The organism is Priestia sp. Y58, assembly GCF_029522095.1.
GTDB classification, from domain to species: domain Bacteria; phylum Bacillota; class Bacilli; order Bacillales; family Bacillaceae_H; genus Priestia; species Priestia megaterium_E.
Genome location: NZ_JAKWFL010000003.1, coordinates 315,358 through 330,420, shown reverse-complemented (window position 1 = coordinate 330,420; position 15,063 = coordinate 315,358). Strand labels below are relative to the sequence as shown.

Here is a 15,063-nt window from a genome sequence, read left to right as displayed (position 1 = left end):
TAAATGTGTAAAAAAACACTAAAATTGTTGTATACTGGTCCATGTTTTTTTACATAATTTAGAAATATTATATAGAGGTGAACATTTTGTTTAAGAAATTCAGGTTTTTATGGTTTATTTTGCTGATTTTTGCACTTATTTTTGTCAAAAATACGTTCTTTTCTTCTTCAGAGAACGCCGCTGAGACTCTAGCAACGTCAGATGTTCCACAAGCCGCAGCTACTTTCAAAGAGGGAAACAATCAGCAGGACGGAGTCATTATTCAAAAATATCGCAAACAGCTAGATGCAGCACAGAAAAAAAACGACGAAAAAGCTACTAAAGAAATACAAGAAAAAATTTATGAAGACGGAAGACAGGCGGCACTAAACTTTTTACCGCGCAATAAATTTCAAAGAGCTTTTTCTCAGCCTTCTAAAAAATCGGCCGATGACATTTATAACTTTCTAATTGCCCAAGTAGGATTTGGAGGATATGATTCTCTTTATCAAGAAGCAATAGCCGCAAAAAAAGAAGCAGCTTCTTCTACTGATGAATTAAATATGGGTGGCATTCAAGCTAAAACCGCTGCACTTACATACGGCACACTAGCACAAAGAGAGCAGCTGCTTGTTACAAGTCTTGCTTATGACTTAAGCAGCGTGGGCGTCATTTCTTCCGATACAGCTAAAGGTATTGATAAAAAAGCGACTCATATGCTAGAAATTAGAAAAGAAGGAATAACTGCCGTGATGCAAGAATAGTTTTGCGAAGTGAAAAGCAGCATGTAAAAACTGCTGCTTTTTTATTCTAAATAACGGTGGTTATAGCTTTCATATAATGATATAAAAATGGAGGGGATTTTTATGAAAGAAGCGATTGTGTATCAATACGACGCGTTTAGCACGCGCCCTAATAAAGGAAATCCTGCGGGAATTGTGTTTAACGGAGATGATTTTTCGACTGAAGAAATGCAGGAGATTGCTTATCAAGCACAGTTTAACGAAACGGCTTTTATCATGAAGTCTTCCCGCGCTGATTTACGAATTCGATACTTTACGCCCGGACAAGAAGCAGATTTGTGCGGCCATGCGACTGTCGCTTCTCTTTATGCTTTACATAGTAAAAACAAACTTCAAAAGACTACATTTACAGTGGAAACAAATGCTGGAATTTTGCCTATGACTGTACAGAGCAGAAACGGACAACCTGTTATCACCATGACTCAAGCTTCTCCGCAGTTTCATCCGTTTTTAGGTTCAAAAGAAAAGCTGGCAAAAGCTCTTAATCTTCATATTGATGACCTTGATCAAAGACTTCCTATTGTATATGGAAGTACAGGAAACTGGACGCTTATTGTACCTTTAAAAAGTTTAGATGCCTGTAACAAGATGAAGCCTAATCAAGAAGATTTCCCTCATATTTTAACTGATATGCCAAAAGCATCTATTCATCCCTTTTGTTTTGAAACGATTCACTCAGAAGCTCATATGCACGGAAGACATTTCTCTTCACCATTTTCGGGTACGGTAGAAGATGCTGTAACGGGAACAGCTTCTGGCGTAATGGGCGCCTATTATGCGACGTATGTTGATCAACAGGAAAACGACCACTGGCAATTTGTAATTGAGCAAGGACAGGAAATAGATAGAGATGGCTTCGTTCATGTAGAAATTACAAAAAAAGAGAATACGTATGGTGTGGTAATCGCAGGAGAAGCTGCCTATGTAACAAAGCAAATCGTTTCTCTTTCCTAATAAAAACGTGTCCGCCTGTTTGGCGAACACGTTTTTTTGTTTAATAAATAATAGCCTGTACGCTCATTATTGTAACGGTTAAAATAAGAATCACATTCCCTATAATTAACCACGGCTTTGCGCTCCCTCTTCTACCTTTAATAGCCGTGATTAGTCCAGCAATGGGCAATAAAGCCATAATGATGACCCAAATTTTACGAAGAATGCTGGAATCCAAATAAAAACCAAACTGCATCATCGCAAATAACACGACTGTAATAAGGAAGAAAAGTGTAGGCACAGCTAAATGAATGCCTCTTGGTCTCATTGAGTAGTACACAACATCACTTTCTTTCTATGTAAAATCTTACGTAAAATAACGTTATCATTTACACAGAGTTTTGACAACTTTTTGAAGGATTTTGTCAACAAACTTTAATAATCCAGAAGAAATCACTTCTCATTCAGCTGCCCGAAGACTGCCGGAAGTGCAGAAATAACGTCGCTTGCTAACATATCTATCATTGTATGACCCTGATCGAGCAGCACATCCGCTGCTTTTCCATGCACATATACCGCATTACTGATTGCTTCTTGAAGAGAATCCTGCTGCATAATAAAAGCGAGGATGATCCCTGTTAACGTGTCACCCGTTCCACCTTTTGCGAGTCCCGCGTTTCCAGTGGTATTTACGTATTGTTTTCCATCCGGTGTTGTAACAATCGTATTTGGACCTTTTAATACAAGGTACACCCCATTTTCTACTGCGTATTGTCTAGATATTGAAAATCGATTTGCTTCTACTTCGGCGATTGTTGTGTTCACGAGCCTTGCCATTTCTCCCGGATGAGGTGTTAAAATCGTGGCATGTTCTCTTTCTTTTACTTCTTTTTCTAAATGGGGAAGATGAAAAAGAGCATCGGCGTCCACTACAACAGAAATCGGCTGGTGAAGCACTTGTTCGACGACTTTCTTCGTTTCTTTCGTTCTCCCAAGCCCTGGTCCGACTGCAATTGCATCATACTTCCCTTCTTCTAAAGGAATCTCGCCTGCAAAAGAGCCATCTTTGCTTGGACATGGTTTATACATCACTTCCAGCATGTGAGCAGCTGCAATCGCATGAATATCGCTCGGAAGCGCAAGCGTTAAAAGTCCCGCTCCGCTTGTGAGCGCTGCTTTTGACGTTAGCATCGGCGCTCCGGGTGTTTGGAGCGACCCTCCTATTACGATTCCTTTTCCGTGTGTACCTTTATTGGATGAAGCATTCCGAATGGGAAAAGATTTCTTAATATGCTGAGTTGACCATACCTCTTTAAGAGATGAGCTTTTTTCAATTGCTAGCGGCGGAATACCGATATCTACTACAATCAATTCACCATAGCTTTCTTTGCTCGGGTATGTAAATGCCGTGACTTTCGGCTGCTGAAGCGTAATCGTAGCATCTGCACGTACCGTAAGCTCTTGCTTCTGTTCCATTACTCCACTTGGGACATCGATGCTGTATATGTAAGCCTTAGAGTCGTTTATTTTTTTTATAATGTTATCATAAGGAGATTTGATGCTGCCTTTTACGCCTATACCTAATAAACAATCAATAAGGACCGTATACTTTTTCACAGAAAAGCCGTCTCCCGCCGATTGCCACGTGAACCCAGCATTTTCATAGATGATCATGGCTTTTTTAGCCGCGCCTTTTATTTTTTCCCGTGCAGGAACTACCCAGACGTCAACTTCATAGCCTTTTGACTTCAAAGCACGGGCAATAACAAAGCCGTCTCCTCCATTGTTTCCCGTTCCTATAAGCAGCCCTATGTTTTCATGTTTTTCGATTCGCTCACTCAGTGCGTTTGCAGCAGCCTGCCCGGCATTTTCCATAAGGGACTCTTCACTCATCCCAATTGTATTCATCATATAATCATCTACTTGATACATCTCTTGATTCGTTACAATTCTCATTATGCTGCTCCTTACTGAAACGGAAAGGGTTCATCTGTATTTACCGTTCCTTTTATATTCGTTATAGTTAATTGTTCTCCTTTCACCCAATCTTCAAACGAGAAAATGAGAGGTTTTGCTTTTTGTCCAATCCCCACAATGACTTGCAGCGTCTCCGGTACATATGCTACTGTATGAAGCGTTCCAGCAGAATTCCGGTAATCTTCTTTAAAAATACCGTATTCATCTTCATTAAATAAAGAGAAAGCTTCAAGAGGCGATAGCTTTTTTTCAATATGATCTCGAATATGATCGAGCCTTTCCTTTGACTCTACCAAATGATGACGATTTTCTTCGACCAGCTGATTAAAATGGTTCGTACACCCCATCATCGTCCCTCTTTGTACATGAACGCCTCGTCCAGATGCTTCGACTACTGCTCCCTGTCCGCTGCGATCATAAATGGAATAATTAAACGCATGACGGTGCGGTGCCCTTTCTAAAATAGCAACAGCCTCTTCTGTCGTTTCACATGTTTCTAAAATAAACCGAGCGAGCGTACAGCAAATAAATCCATTCGTTTGACGGCGGCGATTAACAAAATGATAGCCAATTGCTAATCCTTTTTCGTTCATTCCATCCATTCGCCCAATCATTCTCGTTCCAAACCCGACGCTTGCATATCCTTCATTTGGCTGAAAAAGCAAAAATCGACCTTCGTACGTTTTAGGATGATAATCGTAGTTTCGCACATACACGCCGTGCTGCATAAGAGCCGAGCATCCCGTTTTTTTCCACTCTTGCTGATACCCGCTGTACTCGTGAATAACGTCTTCAAGAGGCCAATCTAAGCCTTCTGCTAATCCCACTAGCTCACCCCACAGTCCCGGAGCAAATAAGTCGTAATAATGACGAGCTTCTTTTGCTATCGTTTGATAACTTCGTAATGAACGTTTTCTTCTTTTATGATGATTTTCAAACAACTTTGTTCCTTTATGTAATTCCCCTTGCATTTTACCAAGCTCTCGGTAAGAGCCTCGTCCTTGAATGACTTCTACCTGTATTTCTTTCACTTCTATCACTCCAATTTTCCAGTACCTTTATTGTGCAGCAAGCGCTCTATTCTTTGCAACTTTCTCCTCTCATAGAACTCTCTTCCTTTGAATACAGTTATAAAGAAACAGGTCGAAAGATTGAAAAGCATTATCATAAGAGGTGATCATATTGCTAAAGGAAGTTCAGCTAGAGATTCAGCGAAGAATCGCCTATCTGCGCCCAACACAAAAAAATGACGGGTCATTTCGCTACTGTTTTGAAACAGGCGTTATGCCTGATGCGTTTTTAATTATGCTTCTTCGCACCTTTGATTTAGATAAAGAAATGTTGATTAAACAATTAACCGAACGGATCGTTTCCCTTCAAAATGAAGATGGTCTTTGGACGTTGTTTGATGATGAAGAACATAACTTATCCGCCACTATTCAAGCTTATACAGCTCTTTTATATTCAGGTTATTACCAAAAAAACGACCGGATCTTGCGAAAAGCAGAAAGATATATTATAGATTCTGGAGGCATTTCGCGCGCTCATTTTCTTACAAGATGGATGCTTTCTGTGAACGGCTTATACGAGTGGCCAAAGCTATTTTACCTCCCGCTTTCTCTTTTGCTCGTGCCTACCTATGTACCGCTTAACTTTTATGAATTAAGCACCTATGCCAGAATTCACTTCGTTCCGATGATGATAGCGGGAAACAAAAAATTTTCACTTACTTCTAGGCATACACCTTCTCTTTCTCATTTAGATGTAAGAGAACAGAAACAGGAATCGAAGGAAACTGCTCAAGAATCACGCGCTTCTATTTTTTTAGTCGACCATTTAAAACAGCTTGCTTCTTTACCTTCTTACATCCACAAGCTTGGTTATCAAGCAGCTGAGCGTTACATGCTAGAAAGAATTGAAAAAGATGGAACACTCTACAGCTACGCCACCTCTACTTTTTTTATGATTTACGGTCTTTTAGCTCTTGGCTACAAAAAAGATTCATTTGTGATCCAAAAAGCAATTGACGGTATTTGTTCACTACTTAGTACATGCAGCGGCCACGTGCACGTAGAAAACTCCACGTCAACCGTTTGGGATACCGCGCTGCTCTCCTACGCTCTACAGGAAGCAGGTGTACCGCAGCAAGATCCCATGATTAAAGGCACAACTCACTACTTAAAGAAAAGACAGCATACAAAGCTTGGAGATTGGCAGTTTCATAACCCAAATACAGCACCTGGAGGCTGGGGATTTTCCGATATTAATACGAATAACCCTGACTTAGACGATACGTCTGCTGCTATCAGAGCTCTTTCTAGAAGAGCGCAAACCGATACAGATTATTTGGAGTCTTGGCAAAGAGGCATTAACTGGCTGCTGTCCATGCAAAACAAAGACGGGGGTTTTGCTGCATTTGAAAAAAATACCGACTCTATTTTATTTACTTATCTGCCGCTTGAAAATGCAAAAGATGCAGCGACGGATCCGGCTACTGCCGATTTAACCGGTCGAGTGCTTGAGTGCCTCGGAAACTTTGCCGGTATGAATAAATCCCACCCTTCGATTAAAGCTGCAGTAAAATGGCTGTTTGATCACCAATTGGATAATGGGAGCTGGTACGGCCGGTGGGGAGTTTGCTACATTTACGGAACGTGGGCCGCTATTACAGGACTCCGTGCTGTAGGGGTTTCTGCTTCTGATCCGCGTATCATCAAAGCTATCAACTGGCTCAAAAGCATTCAGCAAGAAGACGGCGGGTTCGGAGAATCATGCTATAGCGCTTCTTTAAAAAAATATGTGCCACTATCGTTTAGCACCCCTTCTCAAACGGCCTGGGCTCTCGATGCTTTAATGACAATATGTCCATTAAAAGATCGAGCCGTTGAAAAAGGAATTAAATTTTTACTGAACCCAAATCTTACAGCGCAGCAAACTCATTACCCCACGGGAATTGGTCTTCCTGGACAATTTTATATTCAGTACCACAGCTACAATGATATTTTTCCTCTTCTTGCACTTGCCCACTATGCAAAAAAACATTCTTCGTAAAGAGGCTGGGACAAAAGTAGTTTAGCTGAAGGGAATTCCGAACGATGAATCGAGATTCTTGCTTGAGAATCCAACTCGTTCGGATTTTTTCATTTCTAGGGTGAACGTAGGCTTCATGTATGTAGAGCAGTTAATGGGAAGCCAAGGCTTGCGCGGAAATCAACCGCAGCGTAATAAGCCCTCCATACTAGCACATTGATCCCATTTGTTTGTCTTGAGATTCGATGGACTTAGTTATGTCTCAATTTCTTTTTATACATAAAAGCAGGTTTTTTAGGAAAGAAGTGGAATACCTTTTTAATGTTAGGAAAGAAAGGATGCATCAAATGAATAATGTTTCACCACTTTTAAAAGGAAAAAATGTGATACTAAGAAAACCAAAAGATAGCGATGTAAATGACTATCTAGCATGCAAACAAACAAAAGAACTTATTCGTATGTACGGAGGCGATACCCGAAACTTAAAACCTCTTACATTACAAGATGCCAAGCGGCACGTCGAGTACATAAAGTCTCAAAAGCTGAATTGGTGTATTGAATATGAGCAGCGTTTTGTTGGAGAGGCTCGGCTGACCGTTAACGAGTACGACCGGCGCGCACGGTATGCAATTGGTTTATTTGATTCTTCCGTTTGGAACCAAGGGCTCGGCACTGAAGTTACAAAATTGGTACTTGCGTACGCATTTGAACACCTTCACTTGCACAGAGTCGATTTACGAGTGCTCGAATACAACCATAGAGCCATTGCTTGTTATGAAAAATGCGGTTTTGTAAAAGAAGGAATAGAGCGTGAAGGTGCTTTTATTGAAGAGGCATTTCAGACAGATCTTATCATGAGTATACTTGAACAAGAATATTATCAGCTGTAGAAAAGAGAATCAGCTGTCATCATCGTACTTCTTTAAAAGTTCGTATAGCCCAAGCCTTTTGTGAATAAAGTAACATAACGATATAACCAAAGGAGCCAACGATGACAACTTATGATTCCTCTTCTTTTGTATTTGTAACCATTGATAAACATGACATTGCTGCTTTTTTACTAATTGATATTATTTGCAGCACCACTATTTATGTAGCATGTAAACATTATCTCCACAATGAGCTGGTTTCCATTGCAAGCAGCGTTCTTTTTCCCATGGTATGTAAGAAGGTTTCTCGACGCTAGCTCAGCTTTTTACCGGTTCTTTTAATGACAGCCAAGTGCGTTCCTTCTGCTGCTGAATCTCTACGGAGTGATTAAAAAATTTAGAAAGATGCGGCTCAGTGAGCTGGTCTTTCGTTTTTCCAGAAGAAAACACTTCTCCTTGCCGCATACAAAGCGTATGGGTAAAGCAAGGCAAAATTTCTTCTACATGGTGAGTAACATAAATAAGCGTAGGAGCTTTTGGCTGCTCTGCCATTTTTGCAATCAGCTGAAGAAGCTGTTCTCGAGCCATTATATCTAGACCTGTACATGGCTCATCAAGTATTAAAAGCTTTGGTGAAGCCATAAGAGCTCGGGCAATTAGTACTCGCTGGCGCTCTCCTTGAGAAAGTGTTCCGTAGGCCTGATTTTGTAAATCTTCGCAATTTAACAGCTTCATTAATTCTATGGCTTGGTTCATATCTTTTTGCTCCACTTGTTCATATAACCCAATAGATGCAAATTTTCCGCTTAAAATCATTTCTACAACCGTATCGTCATCTCGAAACCGCTGCTGAAGCGAAGAGCTTACCCATCCAATTTCTTTTCTGAGCTCAGACAGATTTGTTTCTCCAAATTTCCTTGAAAGAACTTCTACTTCCCCTTTTGTAGGCCAGATATATCCGTTGATGATATTTAAAAGCGTCGTTTTTCCGGAACCATTTAATCCAAGCAAACACCAATGTTCCCCTTTTTCCACTGACCACGACACGCTTTTTAAAATTTCTTTTTCTGCTCGTTTTACTGAAATGTTGTTAATGTTGATCATGCTAACACTCCTTTACTCTCATTTTTCATTATATACACTATAAAAGAATAATGATTTATCCCATTTGTTAACTTGCTTTTCTTTTTTCATGCCAATTCTTTCAGCTACTTTAATCGATGGGTAATTGGCCGGATCAATTAATGATATAATCTTCTGAAATTTCAGCGTATTAAGTCCGTAATGCAGGCAAGCTTTTGCTGCTTCACTCGCATAGCCTTTTCCCCAGCAGCTGCGTAAAAATAAATAGCCAAGCTCTGGATCTACCTTTCCGTCTACTTTTTGAAGAACCATGCCGCACTGCCCTAGAAACTCTCCATTCTGTTTAGCCTCAGCGACCCACATGCTAATGCCATATGTTTGATAATGCTGCTTCATCCATTGAATCCAGCGATATGTGTCTTGTTCATTTTTAGTAGAAGAATAATACTTCATGGTTTCAGCATCTTCAAATATTTTCATTAAATTGCCTGCATCGCTTTCGGCCATAGCTCGCAGCGTCATTCGCTCTGTCTCAATAATCGTATGAATCCTCTCCTTTCTTCCATTCTATAGCGTAATATCTTTATTATCCGCTACTATTTTCTTTTCGTAAAGTTTTCCTTTTTTCATTTAAATGAAACAGAAAAAAGGCACCAAAAAAGGCTGCTACACACAGCCTTTAATCTGGATCACACGTTTTCCCGTACCGTAATACGTTATATATAGCACGTCCATCACTTGCAGATGTTTCTGTATATTGAATTGGCAACAGTGAAAAAATAACATAATAGACTGAAAAATAAACAAATTGATAGCAAAATATATCTTCAGGCAGAATATTAGCCATAATTAATCCATTTATTATAAAAATAGTAAGTAAATTAAACAGTACACCACCCGCATACACCACTGCATGGGAAAAGCGACTATCGTTCTTAAGATTTTCATATTTACAAAACGAGTCTAGAAAATAGACTGACTTAATTTTAAACTTCCCCATTTTAAGAATGGTTTTCCCCCGCCCAATAGTAAAATCGACCTTCCCTCCGAAAATAATTGCCATGACGGAATGCCCCAGCTGATGAACAAATGATACAAGTGGCAATACAAGACAGAATGACCACACAAACTTTGGAAGATCATTTAACCCAAACACGTTTATCCCTCCTTTTTGTTTCTTCTCTCTACTTTTCCTCCCCGTTTTCACTTAAAACTACATTTAATTTCTTTTTTAAAACTCATACGGAATAACTAGCATGCACTTCATGTCTTATGACCTAGATAAACCCTGTTGTATGTAACTTATGAAAAATACATTTTCCGAAAAACAGTTGGGGTCACGTTTTCTTGTTCTTTAAAGCGCTTGATAAAATAGCTAGGATGTTCATACCCTACTTGTCTTGCTATATCTTGTACAGAGATTTGGCTGTTTTTAAGCAGCAGTTTCTTTGCTTTTTGAATTCGGACGCGCGTTACGTATTCAAATGGACGGATACCAAGAGATTGTTGAAAAAGCAAGCACGTATACTGCTCCGTTACGTTGAGCTGCTGCGCCAGTACTTCTAGCGTTAACGGCTGATGATAATATTCCTCGATATAACGAAGGGCTGGGTTTAGCTGAGTAATTTGCTGCAGGCGACTTTTGCTTTCTATATATACGCTGTCTTGGCGAAGTTTCAAAATGACGCTATATAGTAGTTCAGAGCACTGCATGGTGCTAGAGGTATGATTTTCTTCTAATCGATTCATTAGCTCTTGTAGCATCCTATAAAGACTTTCAGCATGTGTAAGGACGATTTTTCCCGAATTAATAAATTGAAGAGAAAGCATGATATCATCAATCACACTTCCGTTAAAAGAAACCCAGCATACTTGCCATTCGCTCGTAACGGGATAGTATTCGTGCGGAACGTGCGGCGTCAGAAACATTCCTTCATTTTCTTTTATAATATAAACCTCGTCATTTACACGAAGCTCGCCTCTTCCTTTTATACATTGAATCCATTGATAATCAGGAAACTCTCCCTGACGTTTAATATACGTTTGATGTCGCCAGCTTCCAGCGCTTGTAACATAAAATGGCAGTTTCATATCTTCATCTGAAAGAGCCGGAAAGTACATACGGTCCACATTACTTCCTCCTTTTTATGTGAATATAGTTATATTATCATGAAAATAATTAGATTGATAAGGTTTTCAGAAAACGTTATCATTTTCATATAAACTAATAACCTAGTAATCTAGAAATGAGGGATCGACATGTTAAAAACCGGCAAGAAATTTAATTATACAGCACCTGCAAACGGATACCCTGAATGGAATAACAACCCTGAGATTTTTCAATTGAACCGTTCAAAAGCACACGCTTTACTCATGCCTTATCAAACGGTCGAAGAGGCCTTAAAAAATGATAGAAAATCTTCTGTTTACTATCAAAGCTTAAATGGCAGCTGGTACTTTCATTTTGCTGAAAATGCAGATGGCCGCGTTAAAAACTTTTTCGCTCCTGAATTTTCATATAAGAAATGGGACTCTATTTCAGTTCCTTCACACTGGCAGCTGCAAGGATATGACTATCCTCAATATACAAACGTGACATACCCTTGGGTTGAAAATGAAGAGCTCGAACCTCCTTTTGCACCGACTAAATATAACCCTGTCGGTCAGTACGTCCGTACTTTTACACCTAAATCAGAATGGAAAGATCAGCCCGTGTACGTCAGCTTCCAAGGCGTTGAATCTGCTTTTTACGTATGGGTTAACGGTGAGTTTGTTGGATACAGCGAAGACAGCTTTACTCCAGCTGAATTTGATATAACTTCTTACCTTCACGATGGTGAAAATACTATAGCAGTAGAAGTATATCGCTGGAGTGATGCAAGCTGGCTTGAAGACCAAGATTTTTGGCGAATGAGCGGCATCTTCCGAGATGTGTATCTCTATTCTACTCCGCCGGTCCACATCTATGACTTTAGCGTTCGTTCGTCGCTTGATAACAACTACCGAGATGGTGAACTTATCGTTTCAGCTGATATTTTAAATTACTTTCAGCACGATACTCAAGATCTAACATTTGAAATCATGCTGTATGACGCGAATGGCCAAAAAGTACTACAAGCTCCGCTGCAAACAAATTTAAGTGTAAGCGATCAACGTACAGTCTCCTTGCGTACACACATTAAAAGCCCTGCAAAATGGAGCGCAGAAAGTCCTAATTTGTATACGCTTGTACTCAGCTTAAAGAATTCTGCTGGTTCTATTATTGAAACAGAAAGCTGTAAAGTCGGCTTCCGTACGTTTGAACTAAAGAACGGTCTTATGACAATCAACGGCAAGCGTATTGTACTTCGAGGAGTGAATCGCCACGAATTTGATTCAGTAAAAGGCCGGGCAGGCATCACGCGCGAAGATATGCTTCACGACATTTTGCTGATGAAACAGCATAATATTAACGCGGTGCGTACATCCCATTATCCTAACGATTCAGTATGGTATGAACTATGTAATGAATACGGACTGTACGTGATTGATGAAACCAATTTAGAAACGCACGGAACGTGGACTTATTTACAAGAAGGTGAACAAAAAGCCGTTCCAGGAAGCAAGCCAGAATGGAAAGAAAACGTACTAGATCGCTGTCGTTCGATGTACGAACGTGACAAAAACCACCCTTCTATTATTATTTGGTCGCTTGGCAATGAATCATTTGGCGGAGAAAACTTTCAGCATATGTATACCTTTTTTAAAGAAAAAGATTCCACGAGACTCGTTCATTACGAAGGAATTTTCCATCATCGCGACTATGATGCTTCAGATATAGAAAGCACGATGTACGTTAAGCCAGCAGATGTAGAGCGCTATGCACTAATGAATCCGAAAAAACCTTACATTTTGTGCGAATACAGCCATGCAATGGGTAATTCTTGCGGAAATCTGTACAAATACTGGGAGCTGTTTGATCAATATCCAATCTTGCAAGGCGGTTTTATATGGGACTGGAAAGATCAAGCTCTTCAAACAACAGCAGAAGACGGTACTTCTTACTTAGCTTACGGCGGAGATTTTGGCGATACGCCTAACGACGGCAACTTCTGCGGAAACGGCTTAATCTTTGCTGATGGGACAGCTAGCCCGAAAATTGCAGAAGTAAAAAAATGCTATCAGCCCGTAAAGTGGACAGCAGTCGACGCAGCAAAAGGAAAATTTGCCGTTCAAAACAAACACCTGTTTACAAACTTGAACGCCTATGATTTTGTTTGGACTGTTGAAAAAAACGGTGAACTACTTGAAAAACATGCGTCTCTTTTAAATGTAGCTCCTGATAGTACAGACGAACTGACGCTTTCTTATCCTCTTTATGAGCAAGAAAATGAAACTGATGAATTTGTTTTAACTCTTTCTCTCAGATTGTCCAAAGATACAGCTTGGGCTTCAGCTAGATATGAAGTGGCGTACGAACAGTTTGTACTGCCTGCTAAAACCGCTGTACCTTCAGTTAAAGCTGTTTATCCTGCTTTAACCGTTGAACAAAATGAACAAACGCTTACGGTTACTGGAACTAACTTCACGGCTATTTTTGATAAGCGAAAAGGACAGTTTATTTCTTACAACTATGAGCGCACCGAGCTGCTTGCGTCAGGTTTCCGTCCGAATTTTTGGCGTGCAGTAACCGATAATGACCTCGGAAATAAACTGCATGAAAGATGTCAAACGTGGCGTCAAGCAAGCTTAGAGCAGCACGTGAAAAAAGTAACCGTTCAGCCGCAAATTGACTTTGTTATCATTTCGGTTGAACTAGCTTTAGATAACTCTCTTGCTTCTTGCTATGTAACGTATACGCTATATAACGATGGTGAAATGAAAATTGAACAATCCTTAGCATCTTCTGAGACAATGCCTGAAATTCCTGAAATCGGCATGCTGTTTACGATGAATGCGACTTTTGATTCTTTAACGTGGTACGGAAGAGGACCTCATGAAAATTATTGGGACCGTAAAACTGGCGCTAAGCTTGGCCTTCATAAAGGCAGTGTAAAGAAGCAAGTCACACCGTATTTACGCCCTCAAGAATGCGGAAATAAAACGGACGTTCGATGGGCCACTATTACAGACGATCAAGGGCGCGGTTTTTTACTAAAAGGTTTGCCAACAGTCGAGCTGAATGCTTTACCTTACTCACCTTTTGAACTGGAGGCTTACGATCATTTTTACAAATTGCCGTCAAGCGATTCAGTAACCGTACGGGTTAACTACAAGCAAATGGGCGTTGGCGGAGACGACAGCTGGGGAGCTAAAACACACCCTGATTACACACTATATGCTAACCGCTCGTATACAAACACGTTTACGCTAAAACCTCTATAAAAATAAAAAGGACTTTCATTTGAAAGTCCTTTTTACTTATGATGTTACCTCTGGCTTCCGCTGAGAAAGTAAAAATACCGTAGCGATAATAAGAATCGTACCTAACCATTCCGTCCATCCAAACGTCACATGAAGCCATAGAACAGAGAGTGCCGCTGCTGATAAAGGCTCTGCTGAAGCAAGAACAATGGCTTCAGAAGCGCTAATATGCTTCAAACTTTCCAAATAGCAATAAAATGCAATGAGCGTTCCGAAGATGATTACAAATAACACCGCACACAGCGACAATAGCGACCACTCACCGGCTATATGCCACGGCGGGTGAATAAATGAAAAACTTACGCCGCCTATCACCATTCCCCAGCCTACTACTTCAATTGAGCTCCATTTCGCAAGAAGACGTTTAGGCTGAAGCGTATAAAAAGCAGACGTCACAGCTGCCCCAATCCCCCAAAACAACGCCCATCCTGTAATAGACAGCTCGTTAAAATTTCCGCTTGTTGCAAGAAAAAATGTTCCCGTTATGACAAGCGCAACAGAAATCATTTCTACTTTCACCGGCCATTTTCTTGCTTGCACGGCTAAATAGCCAATAATAAATATTGGCGACGTATATTGAAGCACTGTAGCTGTAGCAGCGTTTCCTGCTTCAATAGCTGCAAAATATGTATACTGCACGCCGAGCATACCGATTACACCAAATAAAAGCAGCGAAGTCCTCTCTTCTTTTGTTTTCCAAATTGTAAAAATATTGCGCTGCTTAGAGGCTATTGCCAAAAGCAGTAACCCGGATACTAACATACGAACGACGACCAGCCACTCTGCGTTAAAACTCTTATGCTGAAATAAATATTGAGCCACCGTGCCAGATACTCCCCACATTGTGGCACCAATGATTACAAGCAGCAGCCCCCATGCTCTTCTAGATGACGTTTGAACTCCTTCCACTTACCATTCCTTCTCTCTTTTTCATATATATTTAACTTACCTCGCTCCTCTTTAACGGTCAATAGCAAAAAAAGTCG

At 40.3% G+C, this 15,063-nt stretch carries 14 protein-coding genes; 6 read left to right on the top strand and 8 right to left on the bottom strand.

The window, feature by feature from the left end; all coding sequences use genetic code 11:
• Positions 1–77 precede the first annotated feature (77 nt).
• Both MMB68_RS11715 and MMB68_RS11710 read left to right on the top strand, forming a co-directional pair.
• Positions 78–743 (top strand): hypothetical protein, encoded by a 666-nt coding sequence (locus tag MMB68_RS11715; RefSeq protein ID WP_264409122.1) that lies wholly within the window; start codon positions 78–80, stop codon positions 741–743.
• 102 nt (positions 744–845) lie between these two features.
• On the top strand, positions 846–1,736 hold the full coding sequence (locus MMB68_RS11710; RefSeq protein WP_221782971.1) for a PhzF family phenazine biosynthesis isomerase: 891 nt from the start codon (positions 846–848) through the stop codon (positions 1,734–1,736).
• 40 nt (positions 1,737–1,776) lie between these two features.
• On the opposite strand, the gene MMB68_RS11705 is transcribed toward MMB68_RS11710, so the two are convergent.
• From MMB68_RS11705 to MMB68_RS11695, 3 genes are all read right to left on the bottom strand, one after another.
• Positions 1,777–2,055: a hypothetical protein gene (locus MMB68_RS11705; protein WP_223260155.1), complete on the bottom strand. Its 279-nt coding sequence runs from the start codon at positions 2,053–2,055 to the stop codon at positions 1,777–1,779.
• Positions 2,056–2,168: 113 nt separating this feature from the next.
• Positions 2,169–3,671 (bottom strand): NAD(P)H-hydrate dehydratase, encoded by a 1,503-nt coding sequence (locus MMB68_RS11700; RefSeq protein ID WP_221782970.1) that lies wholly within the window; start codon positions 3,669–3,671, stop codon positions 2,169–2,171.
• Positions 3,672–3,682: 11 nt separating this feature from the next.
• Positions 3,683–4,723, bottom strand: coding sequence for a C45 family autoproteolytic acyltransferase/hydrolase (locus MMB68_RS11695; protein WP_221782968.1), 1,041 nt, complete (start codon positions 4,721–4,723; stop codon positions 3,683–3,685).
• 142 nt (positions 4,724–4,865) lie between these two features.
• Here MMB68_RS11695 and MMB68_RS11690 point away from each other — a divergent pair, with 142 nt between their 5' ends.
• From MMB68_RS11690 to MMB68_RS11680, 3 genes are all read left to right on the top strand, one after another.
• Positions 4,866–6,743 (top strand): terpene cyclase/mutase family protein, encoded by a 1,878-nt coding sequence (locus MMB68_RS11690; RefSeq protein ID WP_264409120.1) that lies wholly within the window; start codon positions 4,866–4,868, stop codon positions 6,741–6,743.
• Positions 6,744–7,069: 326 nt separating this feature from the next.
• Positions 7,070–7,612, top strand: coding sequence for a GNAT family N-acetyltransferase (locus MMB68_RS11685; RefSeq protein ID WP_264409119.1), 543 nt, complete (start codon positions 7,070–7,072; stop codon positions 7,610–7,612).
• 101 nt (positions 7,613–7,713) lie between these two features.
• Positions 7,714–7,908, top strand: a complete 195-nt coding sequence (locus tag MMB68_RS11680) for a hypothetical protein (protein ID WP_264409118.1) — start codon at positions 7,714–7,716, stop codon at positions 7,906–7,908.
• A 1-nt stretch (position 7,909) separates the two neighbouring features.
• Here the strand turns inward: MMB68_RS11680 and MMB68_RS11675 are convergent, their stop codons facing one another.
• From MMB68_RS11675 to MMB68_RS11660, 4 genes are all read right to left on the bottom strand, one after another.
• Positions 7,910–8,695, bottom strand: coding sequence for an ABC transporter ATP-binding protein (locus MMB68_RS11675; RefSeq protein WP_221779860.1), 786 nt, complete (start codon positions 8,693–8,695; stop codon positions 7,910–7,912).
• A gap of 18 nt (positions 8,696–8,713) precedes the next feature.
• Positions 8,714–9,196 carry a GNAT family N-acetyltransferase gene (locus MMB68_RS11670; RefSeq protein ID WP_221782962.1) on the bottom strand — a complete coding sequence of 161 codons (483 nt, stop codon included), beginning with the start codon at positions 9,194–9,196 and terminating at the stop codon, positions 8,714–8,716.
• Between the two features lie 157 nt (positions 9,197–9,353).
• The gene (locus MMB68_RS11665) at positions 9,354–9,830 is read right to left on the bottom strand and encodes a site-2 protease family protein (RefSeq protein ID WP_028413498.1); all 477 of its coding nucleotides are present in this window, start codon (positions 9,828–9,830) and stop codon (positions 9,354–9,356) included.
• A gap of 146 nt (positions 9,831–9,976) precedes the next feature.
• Entirely contained in the window at positions 9,977–10,795 is an 819-nt protein-coding gene (locus MMB68_RS11660) for an AraC family transcriptional regulator (RefSeq protein WP_260506632.1), read from the bottom strand.
• 138 nt (positions 10,796–10,933) lie between these two features.
• On the opposite strand from MMB68_RS11660, the gene lacZ reads away from it, so the two are divergent.
• A complete protein-coding gene (lacZ, locus tag MMB68_RS11655; protein ID WP_277548860.1) occupies positions 10,934–14,038 on the top strand; it encodes a beta-galactosidase, LacZ type in 3,105 nt (1,034 codons plus the stop codon).
• Between the two features lie 36 nt (positions 14,039–14,074).
• Here lacZ and MMB68_RS11650 read toward each other — a convergent pair whose 3' ends face one another.
• Positions 14,075–14,986 (bottom strand): EamA family transporter, encoded by a 912-nt coding sequence (locus tag MMB68_RS11650; RefSeq protein WP_221782956.1) that lies wholly within the window; start codon positions 14,984–14,986, stop codon positions 14,075–14,077.
• Positions 14,987–15,063: the final 77 nt, after the last annotated feature.

Coding starts and splice junctions, on each gene's coding strand:
- MMB68_RS11660 (WP_260506632.1), bottom strand. CDS start 10,795: ATGTACTTTCCGGCTCTTTCAGATGAAGATATGAAACTGCCATTTTAT.
- MMB68_RS11670 (WP_221782962.1), bottom strand. CDS start 9,196: ATGACGCTGCGAGCTATGGCCGAAAGCGATGCAGGCAATTTAATGAAA.
- MMB68_RS11680 (WP_264409118.1), top strand. CDS start 7,714: ATGACAACTTATGATTCCTCTTCTTTTGTATTTGTAACCATTGATAAA.
- MMB68_RS11685 (WP_264409119.1), top strand. CDS start 7,070: ATGAATAATGTTTCACCACTTTTAAAAGGAAAAAATGTGATACTAAGA.
- MMB68_RS11700 (WP_221782970.1), bottom strand. CDS start 3,671: ATGAGAATTGTAACGAATCAAGAGATGTATCAAGTAGATGATTATATG.
- MMB68_RS11675 (WP_221779860.1), bottom strand. CDS start 8,695: ATGATCAACATTAACAACATTTCAGTAAAACGAGCAGAAAAAGAAATT.
- lacZ (WP_277548860.1), top strand. CDS start 10,934: ATGTTAAAAACCGGCAAGAAATTTAATTATACAGCACCTGCAAACGGA.
- MMB68_RS11710 (WP_221782971.1), top strand. CDS start 846: ATGAAAGAAGCGATTGTGTATCAATACGACGCGTTTAGCACGCGCCCT.